22 protein-coding genes and 1 pseudogene are annotated in these 20,078 nt (G+C 69.4%); 11 read left to right on the top strand and 12 right to left on the bottom strand.

Annotation, left to right across the window (positions count from 1 at the left end):
- Nucleotides 1–112: 112 nt before the first annotated feature.
- From tsaD to IHQ52_RS11235, 12 genes are all read right to left on the bottom strand, one after another.
- Nucleotides 113–1,159 carry a tRNA (adenosine(37)-N6)-threonylcarbamoyltransferase complex transferase subunit TsaD gene (tsaD, locus tag IHQ52_RS11290; protein WP_024500323.1) on the bottom strand — a complete coding sequence of 349 codons (1,047 nt, stop codon included), beginning with the start codon at nt 1,157–1,159 and terminating at the stop codon, nt 113–115.
- Nucleotides 1,156–1,665: a ribosomal protein S18-alanine N-acetyltransferase gene (gene rimI / locus IHQ52_RS11285; protein WP_096273723.1), complete on the bottom strand. Its 510-nt coding sequence runs from the start codon at nt 1,663–1,665 to the stop codon at nt 1,156–1,158. The genes tsaD and rimI overlap by 4 nt, the downstream gene beginning before the upstream one ends.
- Nucleotides 1,662–2,399, bottom strand: coding sequence for a tRNA (adenosine(37)-N6)-threonylcarbamoyltransferase complex dimerization subunit type 1 TsaB (gene tsaB / locus IHQ52_RS11280; RefSeq protein WP_024500321.1), 738 nt, complete (start codon nt 2,397–2,399; stop codon nt 1,662–1,664). The genes rimI and tsaB overlap by 4 nt, the downstream gene beginning before the upstream one ends.
- Entirely contained in the window at nt 2,396–2,929 is a 534-nt protein-coding gene (gene tsaE / locus IHQ52_RS11275; RefSeq protein ID WP_024500320.1) for a tRNA (adenosine(37)-N6)-threonylcarbamoyltransferase complex ATPase subunit type 1 TsaE, read from the bottom strand. Before tsaE ends, tsaB begins: the two co-directional genes overlap by 4 nt.
- Entirely contained in the window at nt 2,926–4,068 is a 1,143-nt protein-coding gene (locus tag IHQ52_RS11270; RefSeq protein WP_024500319.1) for an alpha/beta fold hydrolase, read from the bottom strand. Before IHQ52_RS11270 ends, tsaE begins: the two co-directional genes overlap by 4 nt.
- A complete protein-coding gene (alr, locus tag IHQ52_RS11265) occupies nt 4,065–5,222 on the bottom strand; it encodes an alanine racemase (RefSeq protein ID WP_024500318.1) in 1,158 nt (385 codons plus the stop codon). The genes IHQ52_RS11270 and alr overlap by 4 nt, the downstream gene beginning before the upstream one ends.
- A gap of 136 nt (nt 5,223–5,358) precedes the next feature.
- On the bottom strand, nt 5,359–6,825 hold the full coding sequence (locus IHQ52_RS11260; protein WP_024500317.1) for a bifunctional ADP-dependent NAD(P)H-hydrate dehydratase/NAD(P)H-hydrate epimerase: 1,467 nt from the start codon (nt 6,823–6,825) through the stop codon (nt 5,359–5,361).
- Nucleotides 6,826–6,835: 10 nt separating this feature from the next.
- A complete protein-coding gene (glmS, locus tag IHQ52_RS11255) occupies nt 6,836–8,698 on the bottom strand; it encodes a glutamine--fructose-6-phosphate transaminase (isomerizing) (protein ID WP_024500316.1) in 1,863 nt (620 codons plus the stop codon).
- Nucleotides 8,699–8,752: 54 nt separating this feature from the next.
- Nucleotides 8,753–9,742: a dienelactone hydrolase family protein gene (locus IHQ52_RS11250; protein WP_024500315.1), complete on the bottom strand. Its 990-nt coding sequence runs from the start codon at nt 9,740–9,742 to the stop codon at nt 8,753–8,755.
- Between the two features lie 10 nt (nt 9,743–9,752).
- Nucleotides 9,753–10,013: a hypothetical protein gene (locus IHQ52_RS11245; RefSeq protein ID WP_024500314.1), complete on the bottom strand. Its 261-nt coding sequence runs from the start codon at nt 10,011–10,013 to the stop codon at nt 9,753–9,755.
- Complete coding sequence (locus IHQ52_RS11240) at nt 10,010–11,023, bottom strand: hypothetical protein (RefSeq protein WP_024500313.1); 1,014 nt, start codon at nt 11,021–11,023, stop codon at nt 10,010–10,012. Before IHQ52_RS11240 ends, IHQ52_RS11245 begins: the two co-directional genes overlap by 4 nt.
- Complete coding sequence (locus tag IHQ52_RS11235) at nt 11,020–11,382, bottom strand: hypothetical protein (protein WP_024500312.1); 363 nt, start codon at nt 11,380–11,382, stop codon at nt 11,020–11,022. The genes IHQ52_RS11240 and IHQ52_RS11235 overlap by 4 nt, the downstream gene beginning before the upstream one ends.
- A gap of 227 nt (nt 11,383–11,609) precedes the next feature.
- Here IHQ52_RS11235 and IHQ52_RS11230 point away from each other — a divergent pair, with 227 nt between their 5' ends.
- The 11 genes and pseudogenes from IHQ52_RS11230 to IHQ52_RS11175 all read left to right on the top strand — a co-directional run bounded on the left by IHQ52_RS11230 (nt 11,610) and on the right by IHQ52_RS11175 (nt 20,040).
- Complete coding sequence (locus IHQ52_RS11230; RefSeq protein WP_024500311.1) at nt 11,610–12,632, top strand: LLM class flavin-dependent oxidoreductase; 1,023 nt, start codon at nt 11,610–11,612, stop codon at nt 12,630–12,632.
- Nucleotides 12,629–13,189 (top strand): AMP-binding protein, encoded by a 561-nt coding sequence (locus tag IHQ52_RS11225; RefSeq protein ID WP_024500310.1) that lies wholly within the window; start codon nt 12,629–12,631, stop codon nt 13,187–13,189. Before IHQ52_RS11230 ends, IHQ52_RS11225 begins: the two co-directional genes overlap by 4 nt.
- Nucleotides 13,153–13,689, top strand: a complete 537-nt coding sequence (locus IHQ52_RS11220) for an AMP-binding enzyme (protein WP_238064247.1) — start codon at nt 13,153–13,155, stop codon at nt 13,687–13,689. Before IHQ52_RS11225 ends, IHQ52_RS11220 begins: the two co-directional genes overlap by 37 nt.
- Nucleotides 13,690–13,699: 10 nt before the next feature.
- Entirely contained in the window at nt 13,700–14,878 is a 1,179-nt protein-coding gene (locus IHQ52_RS11215) for an LLM class flavin-dependent oxidoreductase (RefSeq protein WP_096273721.1), read from the top strand.
- A complete protein-coding gene (locus IHQ52_RS11210; RefSeq protein ID WP_024500307.1) occupies nt 14,859–15,656 on the top strand; it encodes an alpha/beta fold hydrolase in 798 nt (265 codons plus the stop codon). Before IHQ52_RS11215 ends, IHQ52_RS11210 begins: the two co-directional genes overlap by 20 nt.
- Nucleotides 15,653–16,384 carry an SDR family NAD(P)-dependent oxidoreductase gene (locus IHQ52_RS11205; protein ID WP_024500306.1) on the top strand — a complete coding sequence of 244 codons (732 nt, stop codon included), beginning with the start codon at nt 15,653–15,655 and terminating at the stop codon, nt 16,382–16,384. The genes IHQ52_RS11210 and IHQ52_RS11205 overlap by 4 nt, the downstream gene beginning before the upstream one ends.
- A 150-nt stretch (nt 16,385–16,534) precedes the next feature.
- Nucleotides 16,535–16,957 (top strand): nuclear transport factor 2 family protein, encoded by a 423-nt coding sequence (locus IHQ52_RS11200; protein ID WP_024500305.1) that lies wholly within the window; start codon nt 16,535–16,537, stop codon nt 16,955–16,957.
- Between the two features lie 117 nt (nt 16,958–17,074).
- Nucleotides 17,075–17,990: pseudogene (locus IHQ52_RS23775) on the top strand (LLM class flavin-dependent oxidoreductase).
- On the top strand, nt 17,938–18,168 hold the full coding sequence (locus IHQ52_RS11185; protein ID WP_232513087.1) for a hypothetical protein: 231 nt from the start codon (nt 17,938–17,940) through the stop codon (nt 18,166–18,168). Before IHQ52_RS23775 ends, IHQ52_RS11185 begins: the two are co-directional and overlap by 53 nt.
- Nucleotides 18,169–18,250: 82 nt before the next feature.
- The gene (locus IHQ52_RS11180) at nt 18,251–18,751 is read left to right on the top strand and encodes a flavin reductase family protein (protein WP_096273719.1); all 501 of its coding nucleotides are present in this window, start codon (nt 18,251–18,253) and stop codon (nt 18,749–18,751) included.
- Nucleotides 18,748–20,040, top strand: coding sequence for a bifunctional 3,4-dihydroxy-2-butanone-4-phosphate synthase/GTP cyclohydrolase II (locus IHQ52_RS11175; RefSeq protein WP_024497584.1), 1,293 nt, complete (start codon nt 18,748–18,750; stop codon nt 20,038–20,040). The genes IHQ52_RS11180 and IHQ52_RS11175 overlap by 4 nt, the downstream gene beginning before the upstream one ends.
- Nucleotides 20,041–20,078: the final 38 nt, after the last annotated feature.

The following is a 20,078-nucleotide window of genomic DNA, read 5'->3' as shown; positions in this document are numbered from 1 at the left end:
GCTAGCACTCTATACGTGCGAGTGCCAGCACTCAAGGGTGGTGGGTGCAAAATGCCCGAGTTTCGCTCCCCGCGATCGCAGCTCAGGAAGCGCCAGAGCCGCGATGCGGATTTCAGAGCTGACTGACCCGTACCGACATCGCCGGATCGGAAGCCACCGTGAGCGGCGACGGCGCCGCGCCCCCGGCGATCACATGTGCGCCCAGGGTCGCGATCATCACGCCGTTGTCGGTGCACAGTCTCGGCTTCGGCACGCGCAGCGTGATGCCGGCGGCCGCACAGCGCTCCTCGGCGAGCGACCGGATCCGCGAGTTCGCGGTGGCACCGCCACCGAGGACGAGCGTGTCGACACCCAGATCACCGCACGCGCGGACGGCCTTCATGGTGAGGACGTCGGCGACGGCCTCCTGGAACGACGCCGCGACGTCGGCCACCGGAACCGCCACCCCGTCGCGCTCACATTTCTCCACGTAACGCGCGACCGCGGTCTTGAGACCGCTGAAGGAGAAATCATGGCGGGCATCGCGCGGCCCGGTCATCCCGCGAGGGAACGCGATGGCCTTCGGATCGCCGTCGCGCGCAGCGTGGTCGAGGGCCGGGCCGCCGGGGAACCCGAGGTCCAGCAGTCGGGCGATCTTGTCGAAGGCCTCCCCCGCCGCGTCGTCGACGGTGGTGCCGAGTTCGACGATGGGCTCCGCGAGATCGGTGACGTGCAGCAGGTGTGTGTGTCCACCCGACACGAGGAGGGCGACGCACTCGGGCATCGGTCCGTGCTCCAGCGTGTCCACCGCGACATGTCCGCCGAGGTGATTCATCGCGTACAGCGGTACGTCCCAGGCCAGCGCATACGCCTTGGCGGCCGCGACGCCGACGAGCAGCGCACCGGCCAGTCCGGGTCCGATGGTGACCGCGATGGCGTCGGGCCTGTCGATGCCGGCGGCCTCGCGGGCGCGGCGCATCGTCGGCACGATGGCCTCGAGATGCGCGCGTGAGGCGATCTCGGGGACGACGCCGCCGAACCGGGCGTGTTCGTCGACGCTCGAGGCGACCTCGTCCGCGAGCAGCGTCGCATGGCCGGGTGTGTCACCGTCGGCCGGCGTCCAGCGCACGATGCCGACCCCGGTCTCGTCGCAGGAACTCTCTATGCCCATGACGATCACGCCGGGCCCTCCTCGGGATCGAGCGGCCGTCCCGAACTCGGGGCCCGCAACATCGTGTACGCATCCGCGCCGGACGGCTGGTAGTAATTACGGCGGAACCCGGCGGTGCTGAAGCCGTGCCGGGAGTACAGGGTGATCGCGACGTCGTTGTCGGTGCGGACCTCGAGGAAGACCGGCGCGTCGACGGCGTCGGCCACCGTCAGCATCGCCTCCAGCAACGCCTTGCCGATCCCCCGCCCCCGGTGGGCGGGATCGACTGCGATCGTGTGGATCTCGCATTCGTAGGCATCCGGCTGACCGAGCGTGGAGATCCCGGCGTAGCCGATGACCTCACCGCCCGCACGTTCCCGCGCCGCGAAGTAGGTGTTGTACGGCGCGTTCAGTTCGGCCCGGAACGCCGAGGCCGGCCAGGGCGAGTCCTCGGCGAACATCTGCTTCTCCAGCGCGGCGCAGTGCGGGATGTCGCCATAGATCAGCGCGTCGATGATCAGTTCGGGGGCGGTCACCGCGCGGCTCCCAGCTTCCTGGCCTTCTGCTCGACCGCGTCGGGGCGTCGGAGATACAGCGGCACAAGTGGTTCCGGCACCACGCCGGCCTCGATTGCCGACGCGGCGGCCGCGACGAGCCCCCGGGCCGACGGCACGGTCACCTGCGGGGTCGTCTCCGTCCAGCCGACCAGCTCCAGATGCGACGCCGACCCGGACACCGCACCGACCTCGCCGGTGGTGAACACCGGGGCCAGCTCCTCGGCGACCGTCGCCGGCGCGGACACCTCAGGTCCGCGGACACACGCCCCGTCGCGGTACAGCGCCCAGTACACCTCGCGGCGCCGGGCATCGGTGACGACGAGGACGTCGGGACGCCCGGCCGGCGGAGTCGTCTCGAGTGCGAGCGCGTCCAGCGAACACACGCCGTGTGCGGGAATGCCGAGTGCGTCGGCGAACGCCGCGCCGGTGGCCATACCCACCCGCAGGCCGGTGAACGGTCCGGGACCACATCCGACAACCACCGCGGAGAGGGCGTCGCGGGAGATCCCGGATTCGGCAAGGCATTCCGCGATGAGAGTGGTCAGCAGCTCCGCGTGCCGGCGGTGGTCGGTGACCACGCGTTCGGCGAGCACGCACACGCCGCCGATCGTCTGGCCGGTCAGTTCGACGACGCCGGTGACCACCGAGTCGGTCGCGGTGTCGATCGCGAGCACCGTCCGCGCCGCGTCGACACCCCGTTCAGCCGAACTCATTTATCGGTCACCCACTCCCATTCCACGTGTCGCACATCGGTGTCCACGTCGCGACGCAACCGCACCACCAGGTATCGCTGTGCCAGCCGCTCGGCCACACCCTCACCCCATTCGACCACGACGACCGCATCGGTCAGTTCGGTGTCCAGGTCCAGGGCGTCGAGTTCGTCCAGGCCGCCTCGTGCCGGCCCACCGGCCTCGTCGCTGCCGGCCAGGCCGAGCCGGTAGGCGTCGACATGGACCATCGCCGGGCCGCCGGGTCGGCCCGGTCGGTGCTCGCGCGCGATGATGAAGGTCGGCGAGGTGACCCGGCCCTCGACCCCCAGACCTGCGCCGATTCCGCGAGCCAGGGCCGTCTTGCCCGCACCGAGCGGGCCGTCGAGGATCACGAGGTCCCCGGCGGACAACACGGTGGCGAGTTCGGCGCCGAACGCCTCGGTGTCGGCGACCTCGGGCAGCTCACGGGTTCCGGTGCGGTCGGTGACCGGTGTCGTGTGGATTCCGTCGGTGTGCGATCTCTCTGGGCTCATGCCTTCCCCAGCTTCTTCCACCAGCGCCGACGGGGCGCCGGCCGGGCGATCCGGGCGCGGTCCACGAGATCGACGATCGCGTCGCTGACCATCCGGGGTTCCTCCATCTGGACCATGTGGCCGGCCCCCTTGACCACCACGAGACGGGAATCCGGACCGAGCTGGGAGTACATGCGCACCGAGTTCGGCAGCGGTGTCAGCCGGTCCTTGTCGCCGCACACGACGGTCGTGGGCACCTGCGCCAGCACCGGCAGTGCCGTCGATTCGTCGTGGATCTCCAAGGCGTGCAGGAAGTTCACGATGGTCTCGATCGGCGTGTTCTGGATCATCTTCTCCACGGCACTACCGAGTGCCGGGCTGAAGAACGCCGGCCCGAAGCTGGCCGCGACGAGCACGGGTTCGAGGGCTTGGCGGGTCAGGCCACGACCTGCCTGGACCAGGCGCGGCGCGCGTCGGACGCTCAGGCGGAAAGCGTCGACCACCGGATTACCCAGTCCCTCACCGAGTCCCGCCTCGGTGAGGCCACGCGACGCGGTCGCGACCAGACCCACGCCGGCAACCGGGCCCGTCGACGAGAACAGGGCCGGATGACGACGGGCCAGCCCCATCACCGTCATGCCGCCCATCGAATGGCCCACCACGACAACGGGTCCGGCGGTCACCGTGGAACGGATCACGGCCGCGGCGTCGTCGGCGAGCTGGGCGATCGTGCAGGTCTCCACCGGCGCGGGATCGCTCTCGCCGTGTCCGCGGTGGTCGTAGAAGACGAAACGGTAGTTGCGGTCGGCCCACTCCGCCGCGAGTTGGTCGCGCTGGAAGTGCCAGCTCGCCAGCCGCAGGCTGAATCCGTGTACGAAGACGATGGTGAGCTCGGGAGGTGTGCCGTCGGGAACGTCACCGAGGTCGACGGTCCGGACCGCGAGGTCGAGTCCGTCGTCGGTGGTCACCGTCCGCGCCTGCTCGTCGTACAACCTGGTGAGGTCGATGTCGGCGTGGGGATCGGACTTGCCGACGACGCTCTTGCGCGCGATGTTGCGCGCGGCGCCGACCGCCGCCATACCGCCCAGTGCCGCGACACCGGCCAGCCCGGCCAGCAGTCCGACGCGTTCGGAATCGTCCACCACACTCACCCCGCTCACTCGTCGGCCACCGCGTCACCGCGAGCCGGGCTCGCGTTCACGTAGCGCCGGACCACGCGGCTGCCGATCTGGGAGACGATCTCGTAGTCGATGGTGCCGATGGCGTCGGCCCAGTCCTTGGCGGTTAGGCCCCCGCGGGCCCCGGTGCCGAAGAGTTCGACCTCGTCGCCCTCCCGCACCCCGGCCGCGTCGGGTCCGAGGTCGACGACCAGCTGATCCATGCAGATCCGGCCGACCCCGCCGAAGAGCCGGTCACCGATCCGTACGCGAAGTCGTCCCGACAGCAGGCGCGGGACCCCGTCGGCGTAACCCGCGGGGATCACCGCGACGACGGTGTCGTGCGGTGCGATCCAGGTCTGGCTGTAGGAGACACCCTCCCCGGCGGCGACGCGCTTGACCAGGGCGATCTGCGCCGACAGCGTCATCGCCGGGATGAGCCCGAAGTCGCCGCGCTCGGGGACCGGGGTACGACCGTAGAGCGCGATCCCGGGCCGGACCATGTCACGCGCCAGGTCCGGACGAGTCAGTGCCGCAGGTGAATTCGCCATGTGGATGATCTCGGGCGCCGCGCCGAGGCGAGCGAGGTCGGCGGCTGCGGCGTCGAGCCGGGCGGCCTGTTCGCTGTTGAGTGGATGGTCGGGTTCGTCACCGCGGGCGAGGTGACACATCACCGCGCGGACGGTGACGGCTCCCTCGGCGTGCACCTTCGCGATCTTCACGGCGAAGTCGTCCCACTCGTCGGCCGCGACGCCGCTCCGGTTGAGTCCGGTGTCGACCTTGACCGTGACACTCGCCGCGACTCCGGTGGCACGGGCGGCCTCGACCACCGCGTCGAGCTGGGTGGACGAGGACAGGGCGATCTCGATGTGGTCGGTGACCGCGCCCTCGAAGTCCGCGGCCGGGGTGTGCAACCAGGCGGTGATCGGGGCGTCGATCCCGGCGGCACGCAGGGCGCGGGCCTCGGTGATGTGCGCGACGCCCAGCTCGGCGGCGCCCGCGGCCAGTGCGGTCCGCGCGACCGGCACGGCGCCGTGACCGTAGGCGTCGGCCTTCACGACGGCCATCACGGCAGCATTCGAGGTCGTCCGCAACACGTCGAGGTTGTGCGCGATGGCGCCGAGGTCGACGGTCGCGGTCAGAGCAGGGGAAGTCATCGCCGACCATTCTCCCAGATCGTCGCGAACGATTTGTGCGCGGAGACCTGCCCAGCGCCGTGACCAGCCGTTTCACCCGGCCGCCTATGAGGAATCACACCGATGCGGGCGCACCGGGGACACGGTTGGGCGGACGTCACGATGATGCGCGTGACGGCGTCGGCGGCTCCGCTCCTGCTCGTCGTGTGGCGAACTCGCGGATCGCCGGTCGCAGGGCCGCGAGCAGCGCGGAGGCGCCGATCGGGGCTCCCCGACTCGCCAGCAGGGCGGCGTGGGCGTGGACGCGGGCCGCCGCGGCACCCGCCTCCTGTGGTGACCGACCCGCCGCGAGCAGTGAGCCGGCGATCCCGGCCAGCACGTCGCCCGCGCCGGCGGTCGCGGCCCACGACGCCCCGGCGTCGTTTCCGACGACCCTTCCCGACGGGTCGGCGATCAGCGTGATCCGGCCCTTCAGCAGCACCGTGACACCCCACCGGGCGGCGAGGTCGGCGACCGCGGACACCCGATCGGCGCCCACCTCGGTCCCGGTCAGCCTCGCGAACTCCCCGGCATGGGGAGTCAGGAGCGTGGGCGCCCGACGGCCGTCGACGAGTGCGGGATCGGTCGAGACGATGGTGAGCGCATCGGCGTCGACGAGAACCGGCAGATCGGAGTCGAGGACGGTACGCAGCGTCGCCGTCGCGGCGGCGTCGGTGCCCATTCCCGGACCGGCCACCCATGCCTGGACGCGGCCGGCGTCGGCGAGGTCCGGAGCGGCGATCACCTCGGGGAAGTGCGAAACGACTTCGGCGTGAGCCGATCCGACATACCGCGTCATGCCCGAGGTCGCGGCCACCGCGGCCCCGGAGGCCAGGATCGCCGCGCCCGGATAGCGGTGCGAGCCGGCGACGACCCCGACCACGCCCTGGGTGTACTTGTCGTCGGCAGGTCCCGGCACCGGCCAGTCGATCTCCTCGTCGGAGTACGAGATGAGTTGCTGCGCAGCCGGTTCCGTAGGGTCACCGATGCCGATGTCGACGACGATCACGCGACCACACCGGGGCGCGGCGAGAAGGTGTGCGCGCCGGGGGAAGCCGAAGGTGACGGTGAGATCGGCGCGGACCGACGGGTCGTGGACCTCGCCGGTGTCGGCGTCGACACCGGACGGCAGATCGACTGCCACGACCGTGGTCTCGGCACCGAGACCGGCGAAGACCGCCGCCGCGGCGGGTCGCAGCGGTCCGCGGCCGCCGATGCCCACGACACCGTCGATGACGACGTCGGGATGCCCCGGCAATGAGTCGACGACACGCCCGCCGGCCGACCGGAACGCCCGTAGCCCGGCCGGGTGCGCCTTGTCGGGTGCCAGCAGCACCGCATGGGCGGCTGCTCCGCGGCGGGCGAGTTCGGCGGCGGCGAAGAGGGCGTCGCCGCCGTTGTCACCCGCCCCGACGACCACTCCTACCGTCCGCCCGTAGCATCCGCCCGTCCGGTTCAACTCCCCCACGACGGCCTGCGCGACGCCGTGCGCGGCGCGGCGCATCAGCGTTCCGTTGGCGAGGAGGTCCCCCGACGCCCGCTCGGCGTCGCGGACCTCGTCGGCGGTCAGGTACCGGGTCGACATCGGGACCGGTCTACTCGACGGTCACCGACTTGGCCAGGTTGCGCGGTTTGTCGACGTCGTAACCGCGCGCCTGGGCGACGCTGGCGGCGAACACCTGCAGCGGCACCGTGGAGACCAGCGGCTGCAGGAGCGTCGGCGTCTTCGGGATCGGGATGAACTCGTCGGCGACCGCGCGGGCGGCGGCGTCGTCGGATTCGGCGATGACGATCGTGCGCGCACCGCGGGCCTGGATCTCGCGGATGTTGCTGACCATCTTCGAGTGCAGCACCGCGCGACCGTCCGCGGACGGCATGACGGTGATGACGGGCAGACCGTCCTCGATCAGCGCGATGGGCCCGTGCTTGAGTTCACCGGCGGCGAAGCCCTCGGCGTGCATGTACGCGAGCTCCTTGAGCTTGAGCGCACCTTCGAGGGCCACCGGGTAGCCGACGTGACGGCCGATGAACAGCACCGTGTTGTGGTGGGCCAGCGACTGCGCGAGCTCGCGCACCGGCTCCATGGTCTCGAGGACCTCGGCGACCGAGTCGGCCATCGCCTCGATGGCCGCGAACTCGCGGGCCACCTCGTCGGCGTACTTGGTGCCGCGGGCCTGCGCGAGCGCCAGACCCACCAGATAGGCCGCGACGATCTGCGCGAGGAAGCACTTGGTGGACGCGACACCGATCTCCGGACCGGCGTGGGTGTACAGCACCGCGTCGGATTCGCGCGGGATCTGCGCACCGTTGGTGTTGCAGATGGCGAGGACTCGTGCCTTCTGATCCTTTGCGTGCCGGACGGCCTCGAGCGTGTCGGCGGTTTCGCCCGACTGGGAGATCGCCACGACCAGCGTCGACCGGTCGAGGACCGGGTCGCGGTAGCGGAACTCGCTCGCCAGCTCGATCTCGACAGGCAGACGCGTCCAGTGCTCGATCGCGTACTTGGCCAGCAGTCCGGCGTGGTAGGCCGTACCGCAGGCGACGACGAAGACCTTGTCCACATCGCGCAGGTCGTCGTCGGTCAGTCGCTGCTCGTCGAGCACGATGCGCCCGTTCTGCAGGTGTCCGAGCAGGGTGTCGGCGATCGCGCGCGGCTGCTCGGCGATCTCCTTCAGCATGAAGAAGTCGTAGCCGCCCTTCTCGGCCGCCGCGAGATCCCAGTCGATGTGGAACGGCTTGCCCGCGCGCTCATTCCGGTCGAAGTCGGTGATCGTGTAGGTGTCGGCGGTGATCACGACGACCTCGTCCTGGCCGAGCTCCACGGCCTCGCGGGTGTGCTCGATGAACGCAGTCACGTCGGATCCGACGAACATCTCGCCCTGCCCGACACCCACCACGAGCGGGGTCGACCGGCGTGCCGCCACGATGGTGTCGGGATGGTCGGCGTGGGTGAACACGAGGGTGAACGCACCTTCGAGCCGGCGCAGCGCGGCATAGGCGCTGGCCACGAAGTCGCCGGCGGTCGGGCCGAGGGCGTAGTACTTGGAGACCAGGTGGACGGCGGTCTCGGTGTCGGTTTCCGAGCCGAACTCGACGCCGTCTTCTTCCAGCTCGGCCCGCAGCTCGGCGTAGTTCTCGATGATGCCGTTGTGGACGACCGCGATCTTGCCGTCGTCACTCGCGTGCGGATGCGCATTGCGGTCGGTCGGCTTGCCGTGCGTGGCCCACCGGGTGTGCCCCATGCCCGTGGTCCCCGACAGCGACTCCCGGCCGACGGTCGCGATCTGCTTCTCCAGGTTCTCCATGCGGAGCGCCTTCTTCTGGATCGCGGTGTTACCGGCGCCGTCGAGAATGGCGACACCCGCCGAGTCGTACCCGCGGTACTCCATCCGTCGCAATGCCTCGACGACGATGTCCAGGGCATCGCGGCGCCCCACGTATCCGACGATTCCACACATAGCTAGTCAGCGTACCTGCGCGCGGTGCGGACGATGCGCTCGCGCGCGGGGGCGTCACTCCAGGGTCTTGGGGACCACGACGTTCGGGGCCGCGGCGGGCACCGGAGACGCTGCGCGACGACGCCTGCGTTCCTTGGCGCCGAGCAGTTTGGCGATTCGGTCCTGCACCTCCGGCGGATCGTCGAGGTCAACGGCCGGGACTTTGCCGAGGACGGTGCCGGGATCGGAGAACGCCTGGTACTCGGGGTCCTGGGTAAGCGTGTGGAGCAGAAATCCGGTGGTCAGCGCACGCGCGGCGCCGTGCGTCTTCTTGTCGGCCCCGTTGCTCCCCCACAGCGCGCCGATCGTGCGATGTTCGACGAGGCCCCGCGACGTCGCTCCGGGCGGCGTGCGCAGCACCACACGGCGCTCGTCGTCTGATGTGTGGTCGGCGCCATACGCCTGCGCGAGCGGTAGCGCGTTGCCGTCGATGGTGTCGAGTTCGCCGATCGAGGAGACGATGAGCCCCGGCGCGGTCACTCGACGTGCCGCGGGCAGGAGCCCGGCGGTGGTCGGCGCCGGGAAGAGCGCGACCACACCCCGGACGTCGGGCTGCCGCTGGCCGTGCAGGATGCCCTCCGACGCAGCGATGACGGCGGCGGACGCCCCGAAACCGTGACCGGCGAAGCCCACCTTCGCCGGGTCGACGGTGATCTCGCCGAAGCCCAGCCGGACCCGGGTCACGATCGACAACGCCGAACGCAGCTCCGCGGCCATCGCGTCGTCGGACACCAGTACCCCCCGCTGACCGGCTGGGACCGCCACCACGATGCCCCACGACGCCAAGTGCTGGCACAGGTCGCGGTAGCGGCTCGGCGAGGACAGCCAGCCGTGCCCGAAGGCGATGGCGGGCAGTCGTTCCCCGCTCGCAGGGGTGAACACCTCGCCGCGGGTACCGACGATCCCGAGATCGCCGTGGAGAACGCGATTCGGGCCCCGACGGCCGAGCGCGGTCATCAGCTTCGCGGGCGACTGCGATGGTTTCGGACGCTTCTTGCCTGGCACAGCTGACAGCCTATGCGTTCGGCGGCGGCAGATGCGGACTGGCGTCGGCCATGTCGGCGGGCAGCATGATGCCGGGCAATGCGTCGGCGGCGTTGGCCTCGCGCTCCAGTTCGGCACGAAGCCGTTGCGCCGCCGACTGCTCGGCGGTGCGCCGGTGGTCGGTCATCGCGATCTCGAGATCGCGCTGTGCCGCGGAGAAGCGGTGTGAGGCATCGGCGACCTCGGCGGTGGCAGAGCGCGCCAGCGCTTCGATCTGATCGGCGAGACTCACTGGTCACCCGCCAGGGCCAGATCTCCGGTCGATCGCTCGGGTGAGCTCGACGCCCCGCCGACGGCCGGAGATGTGCGGCCGCTGCGGGTGTCGGCGACGATGTGGGTCGGTGTCGGCGTCTGCGGTCCGGGACCGGCCGCCGGCCTGCTCTCGAAAGCAGCCGGTTCGGCCCCACGAATCTTCTGCGCGACTTCGGGTTCCGCGGCCGACGAGCCGCTCAACCGGAACGGGATGTCCCCTTCGTCGGACTCGCGCACAGGTAGCACCGTCTCGGTCGGCGGGAGGGGCGGCTCGGTCGGAGTTGCTTGGGGCCGGACCGGCTCGGCAGCACGCGCGACGGGCCGGGTCTCGGGTTCGACGGGCTCGGGTTCGACGGGATAGGGATCGTCGTCGATCCCGTCGAGGGACCGGTTCAGGATGTCGAGGATTCCGGCGATCCCGCGCAGTGTCGCGTCGACGGAGGTGGTGAACAGTGCCACGCGCGACCGGATGTCCTCGACCGCGACATCGAGCGGGACACGTCCGGAGAGCACGGCCTGTGGGAGCTCGGCCGGTGGGGTTCCCGCGGCATTCGGTGCCGACAGACGCGCGAGGGCCAGATAGAAGGAGCGCAACAGACGGTCGATCCCCGATGCGGCCGCAGAGGTGGCGTCGGTGATCGTGTGCAGCAGATAGAGGTCGGATTCCGCGCGCCGCTGATGGTCGACGACGGTCTCGATCACGAACGACGCGGACTCGCCGTGCCAGCCGTCGTCGAGCCGGACCCGCTGCTCGGGCAGGTGATGCAGCTGATCGGACACGGCTCGATGAGCGGAGACCAGCACCCGGCTGTCCGCCGCGAGCGCCGCGATGTCGAAGTCGTCCACCGCACGGAGCCCCGCACGGATCGTCACGTCGTCGGGAACCGGTACACCCATCAGCCGTCCGACCGCCAGCAACTGGGTCAGCGCCCCGGTACCGTCCTGCGCGTCCTTCCGCAGCGTGGCCAGCGAATCCGCACCCCGCCTCATCCCGTCGTCGCCCCCGACCCCGGTGTCGCACGGGTGATCTCGTCCGCGGCGTGCGCGTCGCCCGCGGCCATGATGATCGCGGAGTTCCGCAGGGTGTCGGCGAGAACGGCCGCAGCCCGTGATTGCGTTCGGAGTCGGACGGAGAGCGTGGCACTCATCTCGGCGTAGGTCGCGGCGGACGGACCCAGCGACGACGCCGGGCCGGGGTCCGCATCGGTGCGCGCCCACCGGCCGAAGTCGTGCGCGGCCAGGTCGTCGGCCACCGCGTTCAGAACCAGGGACGAACGCCGGTAATAGCCCGCGACCGCGGACACCTGCTCGACGTCCATGGCGATCCGGTTCGACCCCGCGCTGTCCATGCCCACCCCCCTGACGATGCCTGATGGTACCCATCCCGCGCGCTCGCCGTCTCCGCCCGGAACACGTCATCTGTTGGACGCTCACGGGACGCTGCCGGTTCCATCTCCCGGGCCGGCATCCGCGGACCTTGGGATTTCCGACAATGACCCCGCCGATGGGCCCTTCCGGTCGTCACATCCATCGCCCAGAGTGACACCGACCACACCGTCGGCGAAAGGACCATGCAATGAGTACGTCGGACGTCAGCTTCGGGCTCTGGTACGACTTCCGCAACCCGCCCGGGAACTCGCGCGGTTTCGGCGACTTCTATCGAGCGACGCTCGATCAGATCGTCTGGGCGGAGTCGATCGGGATCGACTCCGTCTGGCTGACCGAGCACCACTTCATGGAAGACGGCTACACACCCTCGCCGTTCCTCCTCGCCTCCGCCATCGGCGACCGGACGACGACGATGAGGATCGGCACCAACCTCGTCGTGTCGCCACTGCACAACCCGATCCGGCTCGCCGAGGACTCCGCCACGCTGTCCCTGCTGACCGGCGGACGTTTCTCGCTCGGTGTCGGGCAGGGATATTGGGAGCCGGAGTTCGAGGCTTTCGGACGGCGGCTGATCAACCGGCCGAGTCTGCTCGAGGAAGGCGTGGAGATCGTGCGTCGTTGCTGGTCCGGGTCGGCCGAACCATTCGACGGCAAGCGCCTGCGCAAACCCGCGCTGCCCGTCACGCCCACGCCGGAGACGACCCCCGACCTCCTGGTCGGCGCGATGGCCGATCCGGCGATCGAACGAGCCGCACGCATCGGTGACGGTTTCCTCGGCACCCAGAACGCACACCACGCGTCCTACCTGGACGCGCTCGAAAGACTCGGCCGGTCCCGTGACGACGGCCGGATCTTTGCCGGGCAGTGGACCATCATCGCCGACGATCCCGAGCGGGAATGGTCGCGCATCGGCGCCCACGCGCTCTACCAGATCAACAAGTACATCGAGATGGGCGCGTTCGGTCCCATCCCGCAGTTCACCGAACCCGATCAGCTCGTCGAGGCCGGCTCGTTCACCCTGTGGGACCCGGCCACCGCCGTCGACGAACTCACCACAACCCCGCAGATCGAGGACGTGCACTTCTGGGCACAGCTGCCCGGCGAGTCCATCGACAGCGGCAGCGCCCGCATCGAGCTCCTCGCCGGCACGGTCGTACCCGGGGTCAGAGCCCGACTGGCCGCGCGATCGTCGGTGGAGGTCCCTGCATGAACCAGGGCCCATCCTCCGCACCCCCCACGCCGCCGTCGGCGCACCCCCTCCTGATCACCGACTTCCTGTTCCGGGCGCGAGACATGTTCGGCGACAAGGAGATCATCGATCACGTCGACGGCGCCGAGGTCTTCCGGTACACCTATCGCGACTATGCCGACCGGGTCCTGCGGCTCGCGTCGGCCCTCATCGCGAGCGGCATACGTCCGGGTGACCGGGTCGGCACACTGGCCTGGAACCACCGTCGGCACCTGGAGCTGTATCTCGCGGTGCCGCTCGCCGGCGCGGTGCTGCACACGATCAACGTCCGACTCGCCCCCGACGAGATCGCCTACATCGTCGATCACGCCGACGATGCGATGATCTTCGCCGACCCGACGCTGGAACACCTGCTCACCACCGCTCGCGCGCAACGCCCGGACATGCCGGTCGTGCCGATCGACGCCGACGCCGACCCCTCTGGTGCCGATTCCGCGATCGCGGCGATCTCGCTCGACTCGTCGACGAGGACGGTCGGGTCATGCCCCACGACGGGATCAGCCGTGGCGAGGTCCTGATCCGCGGGCCGTGGGTCGCCACCCGCTATTACCGGGCCGACCATCCGGACAGGTTCGACGACGGCTGGTTGCGCACGGGCGACATCGGGGTCATCGACGAACACGGCTATCTCACCATCGTCGACCGCAGCAAGGACCTCATCAAGAGCGGCGGCGAGTGGATCAGCTCCGTGGCCCTCGAGGAGGCGCTCGTCGAGCATCCGGCCGTCCACGCGGCGGCGGTGGTCTCCGTACCGCATCCGCGCTGGCAGGAGCGCCCGGTCGCCTACATCGTCGGCGACGACGGCCTCGATGTCGACGAGGTCGCGGCGGAGCTCGCCGAGCGTGTGCCGCGCTGGTGGATGCCCGAGAACATCGTGATCGTCGACCATCTCCCGCGAACCAGCGTGGGAAAACTCGACAAACGGACTCTCCGTGAGCGGGCCGCCGGCACACCCGACTTGTGGGAACCCACAACCGCCGCGGATTCTCCGGTTCCGGTGACGCACGGCGATTCCTAACGTCGACCTTGTGAAGTTCAGCCTGTTCTACGTGTTGGAGAGTCCGGACCGGGACTTTCGGCGGGCCTACGAGGAGATGCTCTCGCAGGTCGAGATCGCCGAACGTCTCGGATTCGAGGGGGTCTGGCTCGCCGAACACCACGGCAGCGCCTACGGGTCGATGCCGTCACCGCAGGTCGCGGCGGCCGCCATCGCGTCCCGCACCTCCCGGATGCGCATCGGGATCGCGGTCAGCAACCTGACCCTCGCGTGGCCGGTCCGGATCGCCGAGGACTTCGCGATGGTCGACGTGATCTCCGGTGGCCGGCTCGACTTCGGTGTCGGACGCGGCTACCAGCCCCACGAGTTCCGTGCGATGGGCGTGGCCGACAAGCAGGACGTCAGCCGCGAGGTCTTCGACGAGGCGTTCCAGATCGTCACGGGTCTGTGGACCAAGGCCATCGGTGAGCCGTACACGTTCCACGGCAAGCACTTCCACATCGACGGCGTCGACTGCCGACCGACGCCACTGCAGCGACCGACACCCCCGATCTACGTGGCGTCGATCAGTCCCGAGACCTTCGACCTGGTCGCCGATCACGGCCACAACATGCTCGTCACGCCGACCCTGATGACACTGCCCGAACTCAACGGGTTCGTCGTCGGCGCCAAACGCACGCTGATGCATCGGGGTCGCGATCCGCTGTCCCTCGACTTCCCGATGAACTGGCAGATCCATCTCGCCGAGGACGACGCACTGGCCGTCCGACGGGCACGACCGAGCCTCGAGTGGTACTTCGACAACGTCATGTCCGCCGTTCCTCAGGGCGTTGCGACACCCGCGGGCTACGAGCGATACGCCGCGCTGGCAGAGGCCGCCGCGGAGGGTGCGATGTCACTGACCGGCCTGCGTGAGGGCGGGGTCTGCTACGTCGGCGACCCCGACGGGCTCATCCGCGACATCGAGATCCTCCGCGAGGAAACGGGTCTCGACCATCTCATCTGCTGGATGCGGTTCGGCGGCATGGCACACGAGGACGTCGTGCGGTCGATGGAACTGCTCGCCGACCAGGTCATGCCGCATTTCGCCGACGCCCCGCCGCTGGTCCCCCGCGCCCCGCGGAACGAGGAACCCGCCACCCAGGCCGACAAGTTTTTCGAAATCGAGTTCGACGAAGAAGGAGAAGTCCATGAGCTATCTCGCGGTTGAGAACGATCGCCGGATCTACTTCGAGCACCACCGCGGGGACGAGCGTCCCATCGTGCTGATCCACGGGTGGGGCGCCAACACCCGCTGCTGGGACACGACCGCTCCCGCGCTCAAGGCCGCGGGCCACGAGGTCGTCCTCGTCGATCTGCGCGCCTGTGGCCGCTCCGACAAGGACTTCGAGGATGCGACGATCGCGGCGCTCGCCGACGACGTGGTCAAGGTGGTCGAACACCTCGGCCTGTCGTCCCCGGTCATCAACGGCTGGTCCCTGGGCGGAGCGGTCGCCACCGCTGCCGCCGCCGCACTCGGCTCGCGTGCCGGCGGCCTGGTCCTGACCGGTGGTGCGTCGCCGCGCTACACCGCGACCGACGACTGGCCCGGCGGCTCCACCGACGACGTCGAGGGTGTGCTCACCGGCGCCGCCGCCAACCGCGCCGACACCTTCCGCGGGGTGGCCGCGGCGGTGTGCGCAACTCCCCCGAGTTCCGATGTCCTGGACTGGATCTGGGGGATGTTCATGGAGATGGGACCCGTCGGCGACGACTCACTGCGCGACCTCGCCCGGACCGACCTGCGCAAGGAACTCGGCGGGCTCGACATCCCGATCCTGCTCCCGCACGGCCGCGACGACGCCTTCGTCCCCTTCGCCGGGGCCGAGGCCGTCCTCGAACTCAACTCGCGCGCTCGTCTCGTCCCGTTCGACGCCTGCGGTCACGCCCCGTTCCTCGAGGACCGGGACCGCTACCTCGCCGAACTGACCGGCTTCCTGAAGTCATGAACACCCGACCCCGGGTCTGGATCGTCACCGGCGGATCGCGCGGCATCGGCCGGGCGGTCGTCGAGAACCTCACAGCCCGAGGCGATTCGGTCGTGTCCCTGGCCCGTGGCGTGTCCACCACGCCGTTCACCAGACCGGCTCAGGTCCTGGAACTGAAGACCGACATCACCGATTCCTCTTCGGTGGCCGGCGCGCTGGCCACGGTCAAGGAGGAGTACGGCAGTGCCCACGGCCTGATCAACGTCGCCGGCGTGCACCGCGGTGGACGCGTCGACGATCTGAGTCGCGAGGACTGGGACCTTGTGCTGACCACCAACCTCACCGGCGCCTTCGAGATGTGCAAGGCCACGGTCCCGATCCTCGAACCGGGCTCGTCGATCGTGAATGTCGGTGCGGTGGTCGGTTTCCGGGGATTCCCGGGCGACGTCGCGTATGGCTCGGCCAAGGCCGGTCTCAGCGGTCTGACCCAGGTCCTGGCCGCGGAACTCGCCCCACGCGACATCCGGGTGAACCTGGTCATCCCCGGTTTTGTGGATACCGACATGACCTCGGGACTCAGCGACCGGGCGCGGGCGCGTGTCGTCTCGTCCATCCCGGCCGGACGTACCGGCCGGCCGGAGGAGATCGCGCAGGTCATCGTCGATGTCGCGTTGTCCACCTACATGTACGGCGCCATCGTGCCCGTCGACGGCGGACTGATGAACACCTTCAGCGGCGGTGGCCGGTGACGTGGGCTCGCGACACCCCGCACCGGTTGTGACAACCCACAAGAGACGCGAAACGCAAGGGTGACTCACGCCACATCGACCCATAACGTCGTTGTTGCACACAGTTTCTCGCCTTCCCCCCCGGGGGGGCGGTCAGAAGGAGGCCAATCGGTGTCAACCAGTACGGCAAGCGTCAGCACGGAGCAGCAGAACAAGGCTCTGGTCGCGGAATTCATGGAGGTGTTCTCCCGCGGCGACGTGGACGCCATCCTGTCCTACCTGGCGCCGACGGCCACCTGGTGGGTGGGCGGAGAGATCGAAGGCATCTCCGGGACCAAGGACAAAGAGGCATTCGGCGAAATGCTGGCCGGCCTCTCCTCCACCACCAAGACCGGTGCCATCGCCCTCACCCCGCTCGCCTTCACCGCCGAGGGAGAACGCGTCGCGGTCGAGACCGAGTCGTACTCGGAGATGAACAACGGCAAGGTCTACAACAACCTCTACCACTTCGTCTTCGTGGTCCGCGAAGGAAAGATCCACGAGGTCAAGGAATTCCTCGACACCGAGCACACCCGCGCGGTCTTCCTCGGCTGAGCCCCGGTCGCCGGCGGTCCCCGACCCTCATCCCGCCGCCGGCGGCCATTCCCCTCGAAAGACCCGATCTTTCGAGATACCCAGTACCCCAACCCCTGTGATCAAGGAGTCAATGCAATGGATGTCGGCGTACTTCTCGTCTTCCAGAACTACCACGAGAACGTGAGCGACGAAGAGGTCTTCCTGCGCGACCTCGAGCTCGGCGTACTGGCCGAGAAGGCCGGTTTCGACTCGGTCTGGTCGGCGGAGCACCACTTCGACGACTACTCGATGTGCCCGGACAACTTCGCGATCCTGTCCTACCTCGCCGGCCGGACCTCGAAGGTCAAGCTCGGCATCGGCGCCACGATCCTGCCGTGGAACGATCCGCTCCGCGTCGTGGAGAAGGCCATCATGCTGGACCAGATGTCCGGCGGGCGTGTGCTTCTCGGCATGGGACGCGGTCTGGCGAAGCTGGAGTACGAGGCTTTCGGAATCCCGAATGGACGAGGCGCGCCCCCGCTTCAACGAGGCCGCCGAGATGGTGCTGCGCGGACTGCGCACCGGCGTCGTCTCCGGCGACGGCCCGATGTATCCGCAGAAGGAGATCGCGCTGCGTCCCGCCCCCAATCCGAACACCTCTTGGGACGGAAGGCTTTTCGCCGCCGCGATGTCACCCGACTCGGTGCCGGTGGTCGCCGACCTCGGTGTCCAGATGATGACCTTCATGCAGTTCCCGTTCGAGCAGCATGCCGAGGCCATCAACGGCTGGAAGCAGATGTTCCGCGATGCCCAGGGCACCGAGCCCGGCCCGCCGGTCATCCAGGACTTCGTCATCTGTCACGAGGACGAGGAGGAGGCCCGTCGCCTGGCCTACGAGCACGTCAACCGGTACTTCCTGTCGGTCATCAAGCACTACGACTTCGCCGGCAAGCACTGGCGTGAGACCAAGGGCTACGAGACCTACCAGGCGGGCGCGGACATGATCCGCGAGGCCAGGCATGGAGGCCGCTGCCGACGCCTACGTCGAGGCGAACATCTACGGCACACCTGAGCAGTGCATCGAGAAGTACGCCTACCGCCACGAGCTCATCGGCGACTTCCTGCCCAACGCGGCCTTCGCCTTCGGCGGTCTCCCCTTCGACGCCGCCGAGCAGAGCCTGAAGCTCTTCGGCGAGAAGGTCGTCCCCGCGGTCCACAAGATGAAGGCCAAGACGCCCGCCGGGGTCTGACGCCATCCGAACGTCGCTGCGGCGCCGGCACTCTCCGGCGTCGCAGCGACTCCAACCCTCTCACGCATCTCCAGGAGGATCGATGAGCGAAACCGTCATCGACCAGGTGGCCCTCGAGTTCCGCGAGGTGATGGCCCGGGTCTGCACGCCCGTAGCGGTCATCACCGCGTTCGACGACCAGCGACCGCACGGCTCCACGGTCAGCGCATTCACGTCGCTGTCGATGGGACCGCCGATGGTCCTGGTGTCCCTCGATCGCGGCTCCGACCTCCTCGCGATCATCCGTCGCACCGGTCGATTCGGCGTCAACGTGCTGGCCCACGACCAGGCCGACGTCGCGATGCGGTTCGCCCGCAAGGGCGCCGACAAGTTCGACGGGATCGTCTGGTCGGAGTCGTCTGCACTCCCCCGCCTCGACGGCACCTCCGGCTGGCTGGCCTGCACGACCGAATCCCTGGTGGACGGCGGCGATCATGTTGTCGCACTGGGCAACATCGCCGCAACCGGCGTCGCCCCCGTAGCACCTCTCACCTACCACGACCGGGTGTTCGGCACCCACCGAGCATTCGAGGTCGCCTCGTGAACACGATCCCCAGCACCCCGACCCCCATCGCGACCGAGGCGTCCACCCAGGCGGTCGCCCGTGCCGTAGCGGCGGTCGCCGCCGGCGGTTTCGTGGTCGTGGTCGACGACGACGACCGGGAGAACGAAGGCGATCTGATCTGTTCGGCGGCTTCCGTCACCGAGGAACAGATGGCGTTCCTGATCCGGCACACCACCGGCATCATCTGTGCGCCCATGACCGCCGACCGCGCCCGCCGGCTCGAGCTACCGCAGATGGTCGAGGACAACCGGGACGCGCACGGCACCGCCTTCACCGTCACCGTCGACCACCGGGATGCCGGCACCGGGGTCTCGGCACACGACCGCGCGCTCACGGTCCGGGCGCTCGCCTCCGACGACACCCTGGCCGGCGATCTGCGCCGTCCCGGGCACGTCTTCCCGCTGCAGGCGCGCGACGGCGGGGTCCTCACCCGCGCCGGACACACCGAGGCCGCCGTCGATCTGGTGACCATGTCCGGCGCCGGCGAGGTCGGGGTCATCGGCGAGATCATCGCCGACGACGGGACGATGCGACGCGGCGACGACCTGCTCGAGTTCGCCGAACGTCACGGACTGCCCGTGCTGCGCATCGCCGACCTCGTGGCCCACCGGACCGCCGCCGGTTCGTTCGTCCACCAGATGGCCACCGCGGCGATGCCGACCCTCTTCGGCGACTTCCGCGCGGTCGCCTACCGCTCGGACATCGACGGCACCGAACATCTCGCTCTCGTCATGGGCGACGTGGCCGCAGCCGGTGCCACCGCCGAGGGCGCGCTGGTCCGCGTACACAGCGAATGCCTGACCGGCGACATCGTCGGCTCGTTGCGCTGCGACTGCGGTGCACAACTCGAACAAGCTCTGTCAGCCATCGCGGAAGAGGGCTGCGGAGCAGTCGTCTACCTGCGCGGACACGAGGGTCGCGGCATCGGGTTGGGCCACAAGATCCGCGCTTATGCACTCCAGGAACAGGGGCTCGACACCGTCGACGCCAACACCGCTCTCGGACTCCCGGTGGACTCGCGCACCTACGGCACCGGCGCCGCGATCCTGAAGGACCTGGGCATCCGCCGCGTCCGCCTGATCACCAACAACCCGGCGAAGTACGGCGGACTCGGAGGGCACGACCTCGAGATCGTCGGACGCGTCGGACTGCCGACCGTGTCGACCCCGCACAACGTCCGGTATCTGCGCACGAAGAGGGAGCGGATGGGCCACGTGCTGCCCACCGAGGCCGTCGCCGAGGCGCCGACCGGGACGACGGGTGCATGATCCGCCTCACCACTCATTGCTACTGTGAGGTTCATCAT

It is taken from the genome of Gordonia amicalis (genome assembly GCF_022059885.1).
Taxonomy (GTDB): domain Bacteria; phylum Actinomycetota; class Actinomycetes; order Mycobacteriales; family Mycobacteriaceae; genus Gordonia; species Gordonia amicalis.
Note: the sequence above shows the minus strand (reverse complement) of the source record. Positions and strands in the feature narration are given on the sequence as shown.

What these genes read in the sequence shown, in the direction of transcription:
- tsaB (WP_024500321.1), bottom strand. Translation starts at nt 2,399, where the DNA reads ATGAGTTCGGCTGAACGGGGTGTCGACGCGGCGCGGACGGTGCTCGCG.
- tsaE (WP_024500320.1), bottom strand. Translation starts at nt 2,929, where the DNA reads ATGAGCCCAGAGAGATCGCACACCGACGGAATCCACACGACACCGGTC.
- alr (WP_024500318.1), bottom strand. Translation starts at nt 5,222, where the DNA reads ATGACTTCCCCTGCTCTGACCGCGACCGTCGACCTCGGCGCCATCGCG.
- IHQ52_RS11260 (WP_024500317.1), bottom strand. Translation starts at nt 6,825, where the DNA reads ATGTCGACCCGGTACCTGACCGCCGACGAGGTCCGCGACGCCGAGCGG.
- glmS (WP_024500316.1), bottom strand. Translation starts at nt 8,698, where the DNA reads ATGTGTGGAATCGTCGGATACGTGGGGCGCCGCGATGCCCTGGACATC.
- IHQ52_RS11240 (WP_024500313.1), bottom strand. Translation starts at nt 11,023, where the DNA reads ATGAGGCGGGGTGCGGATTCGCTGGCCACGCTGCGGAAGGACGCGCAG.
- IHQ52_RS11235 (WP_024500312.1), bottom strand. Translation starts at nt 11,382, where the DNA reads ATGGACAGCGCGGGGTCGAACCGGATCGCCATGGACGTCGAGCAGGTG.
- IHQ52_RS11230 (WP_024500311.1), top strand. Translation starts at nt 11,610, where the DNA reads ATGAGTACGTCGGACGTCAGCTTCGGGCTCTGGTACGACTTCCGCAAC.
- IHQ52_RS11225 (WP_024500310.1), top strand. Translation starts at nt 12,629, where the DNA reads ATGAACCAGGGCCCATCCTCCGCACCCCCCACGCCGCCGTCGGCGCAC.
- IHQ52_RS11220 (WP_238064247.1), top strand. Translation starts at nt 13,153, where the DNA reads ATGCCCCACGACGGGATCAGCCGTGGCGAGGTCCTGATCCGCGGGCCG.
- IHQ52_RS11210 (WP_024500307.1), top strand. Translation starts at nt 14,859, where the DNA reads ATGAGCTATCTCGCGGTTGAGAACGATCGCCGGATCTACTTCGAGCAC.
- IHQ52_RS11205 (WP_024500306.1), top strand. Translation starts at nt 15,653, where the DNA reads ATGAACACCCGACCCCGGGTCTGGATCGTCACCGGCGGATCGCGCGGC.
- IHQ52_RS11185 (WP_232513087.1), top strand. Translation starts at nt 17,938, where the DNA reads ATGGAGGCCGCTGCCGACGCCTACGTCGAGGCGAACATCTACGGCACA.
- IHQ52_RS11180 (WP_096273719.1), top strand. Translation starts at nt 18,251, where the DNA reads ATGAGCGAAACCGTCATCGACCAGGTGGCCCTCGAGTTCCGCGAGGTG.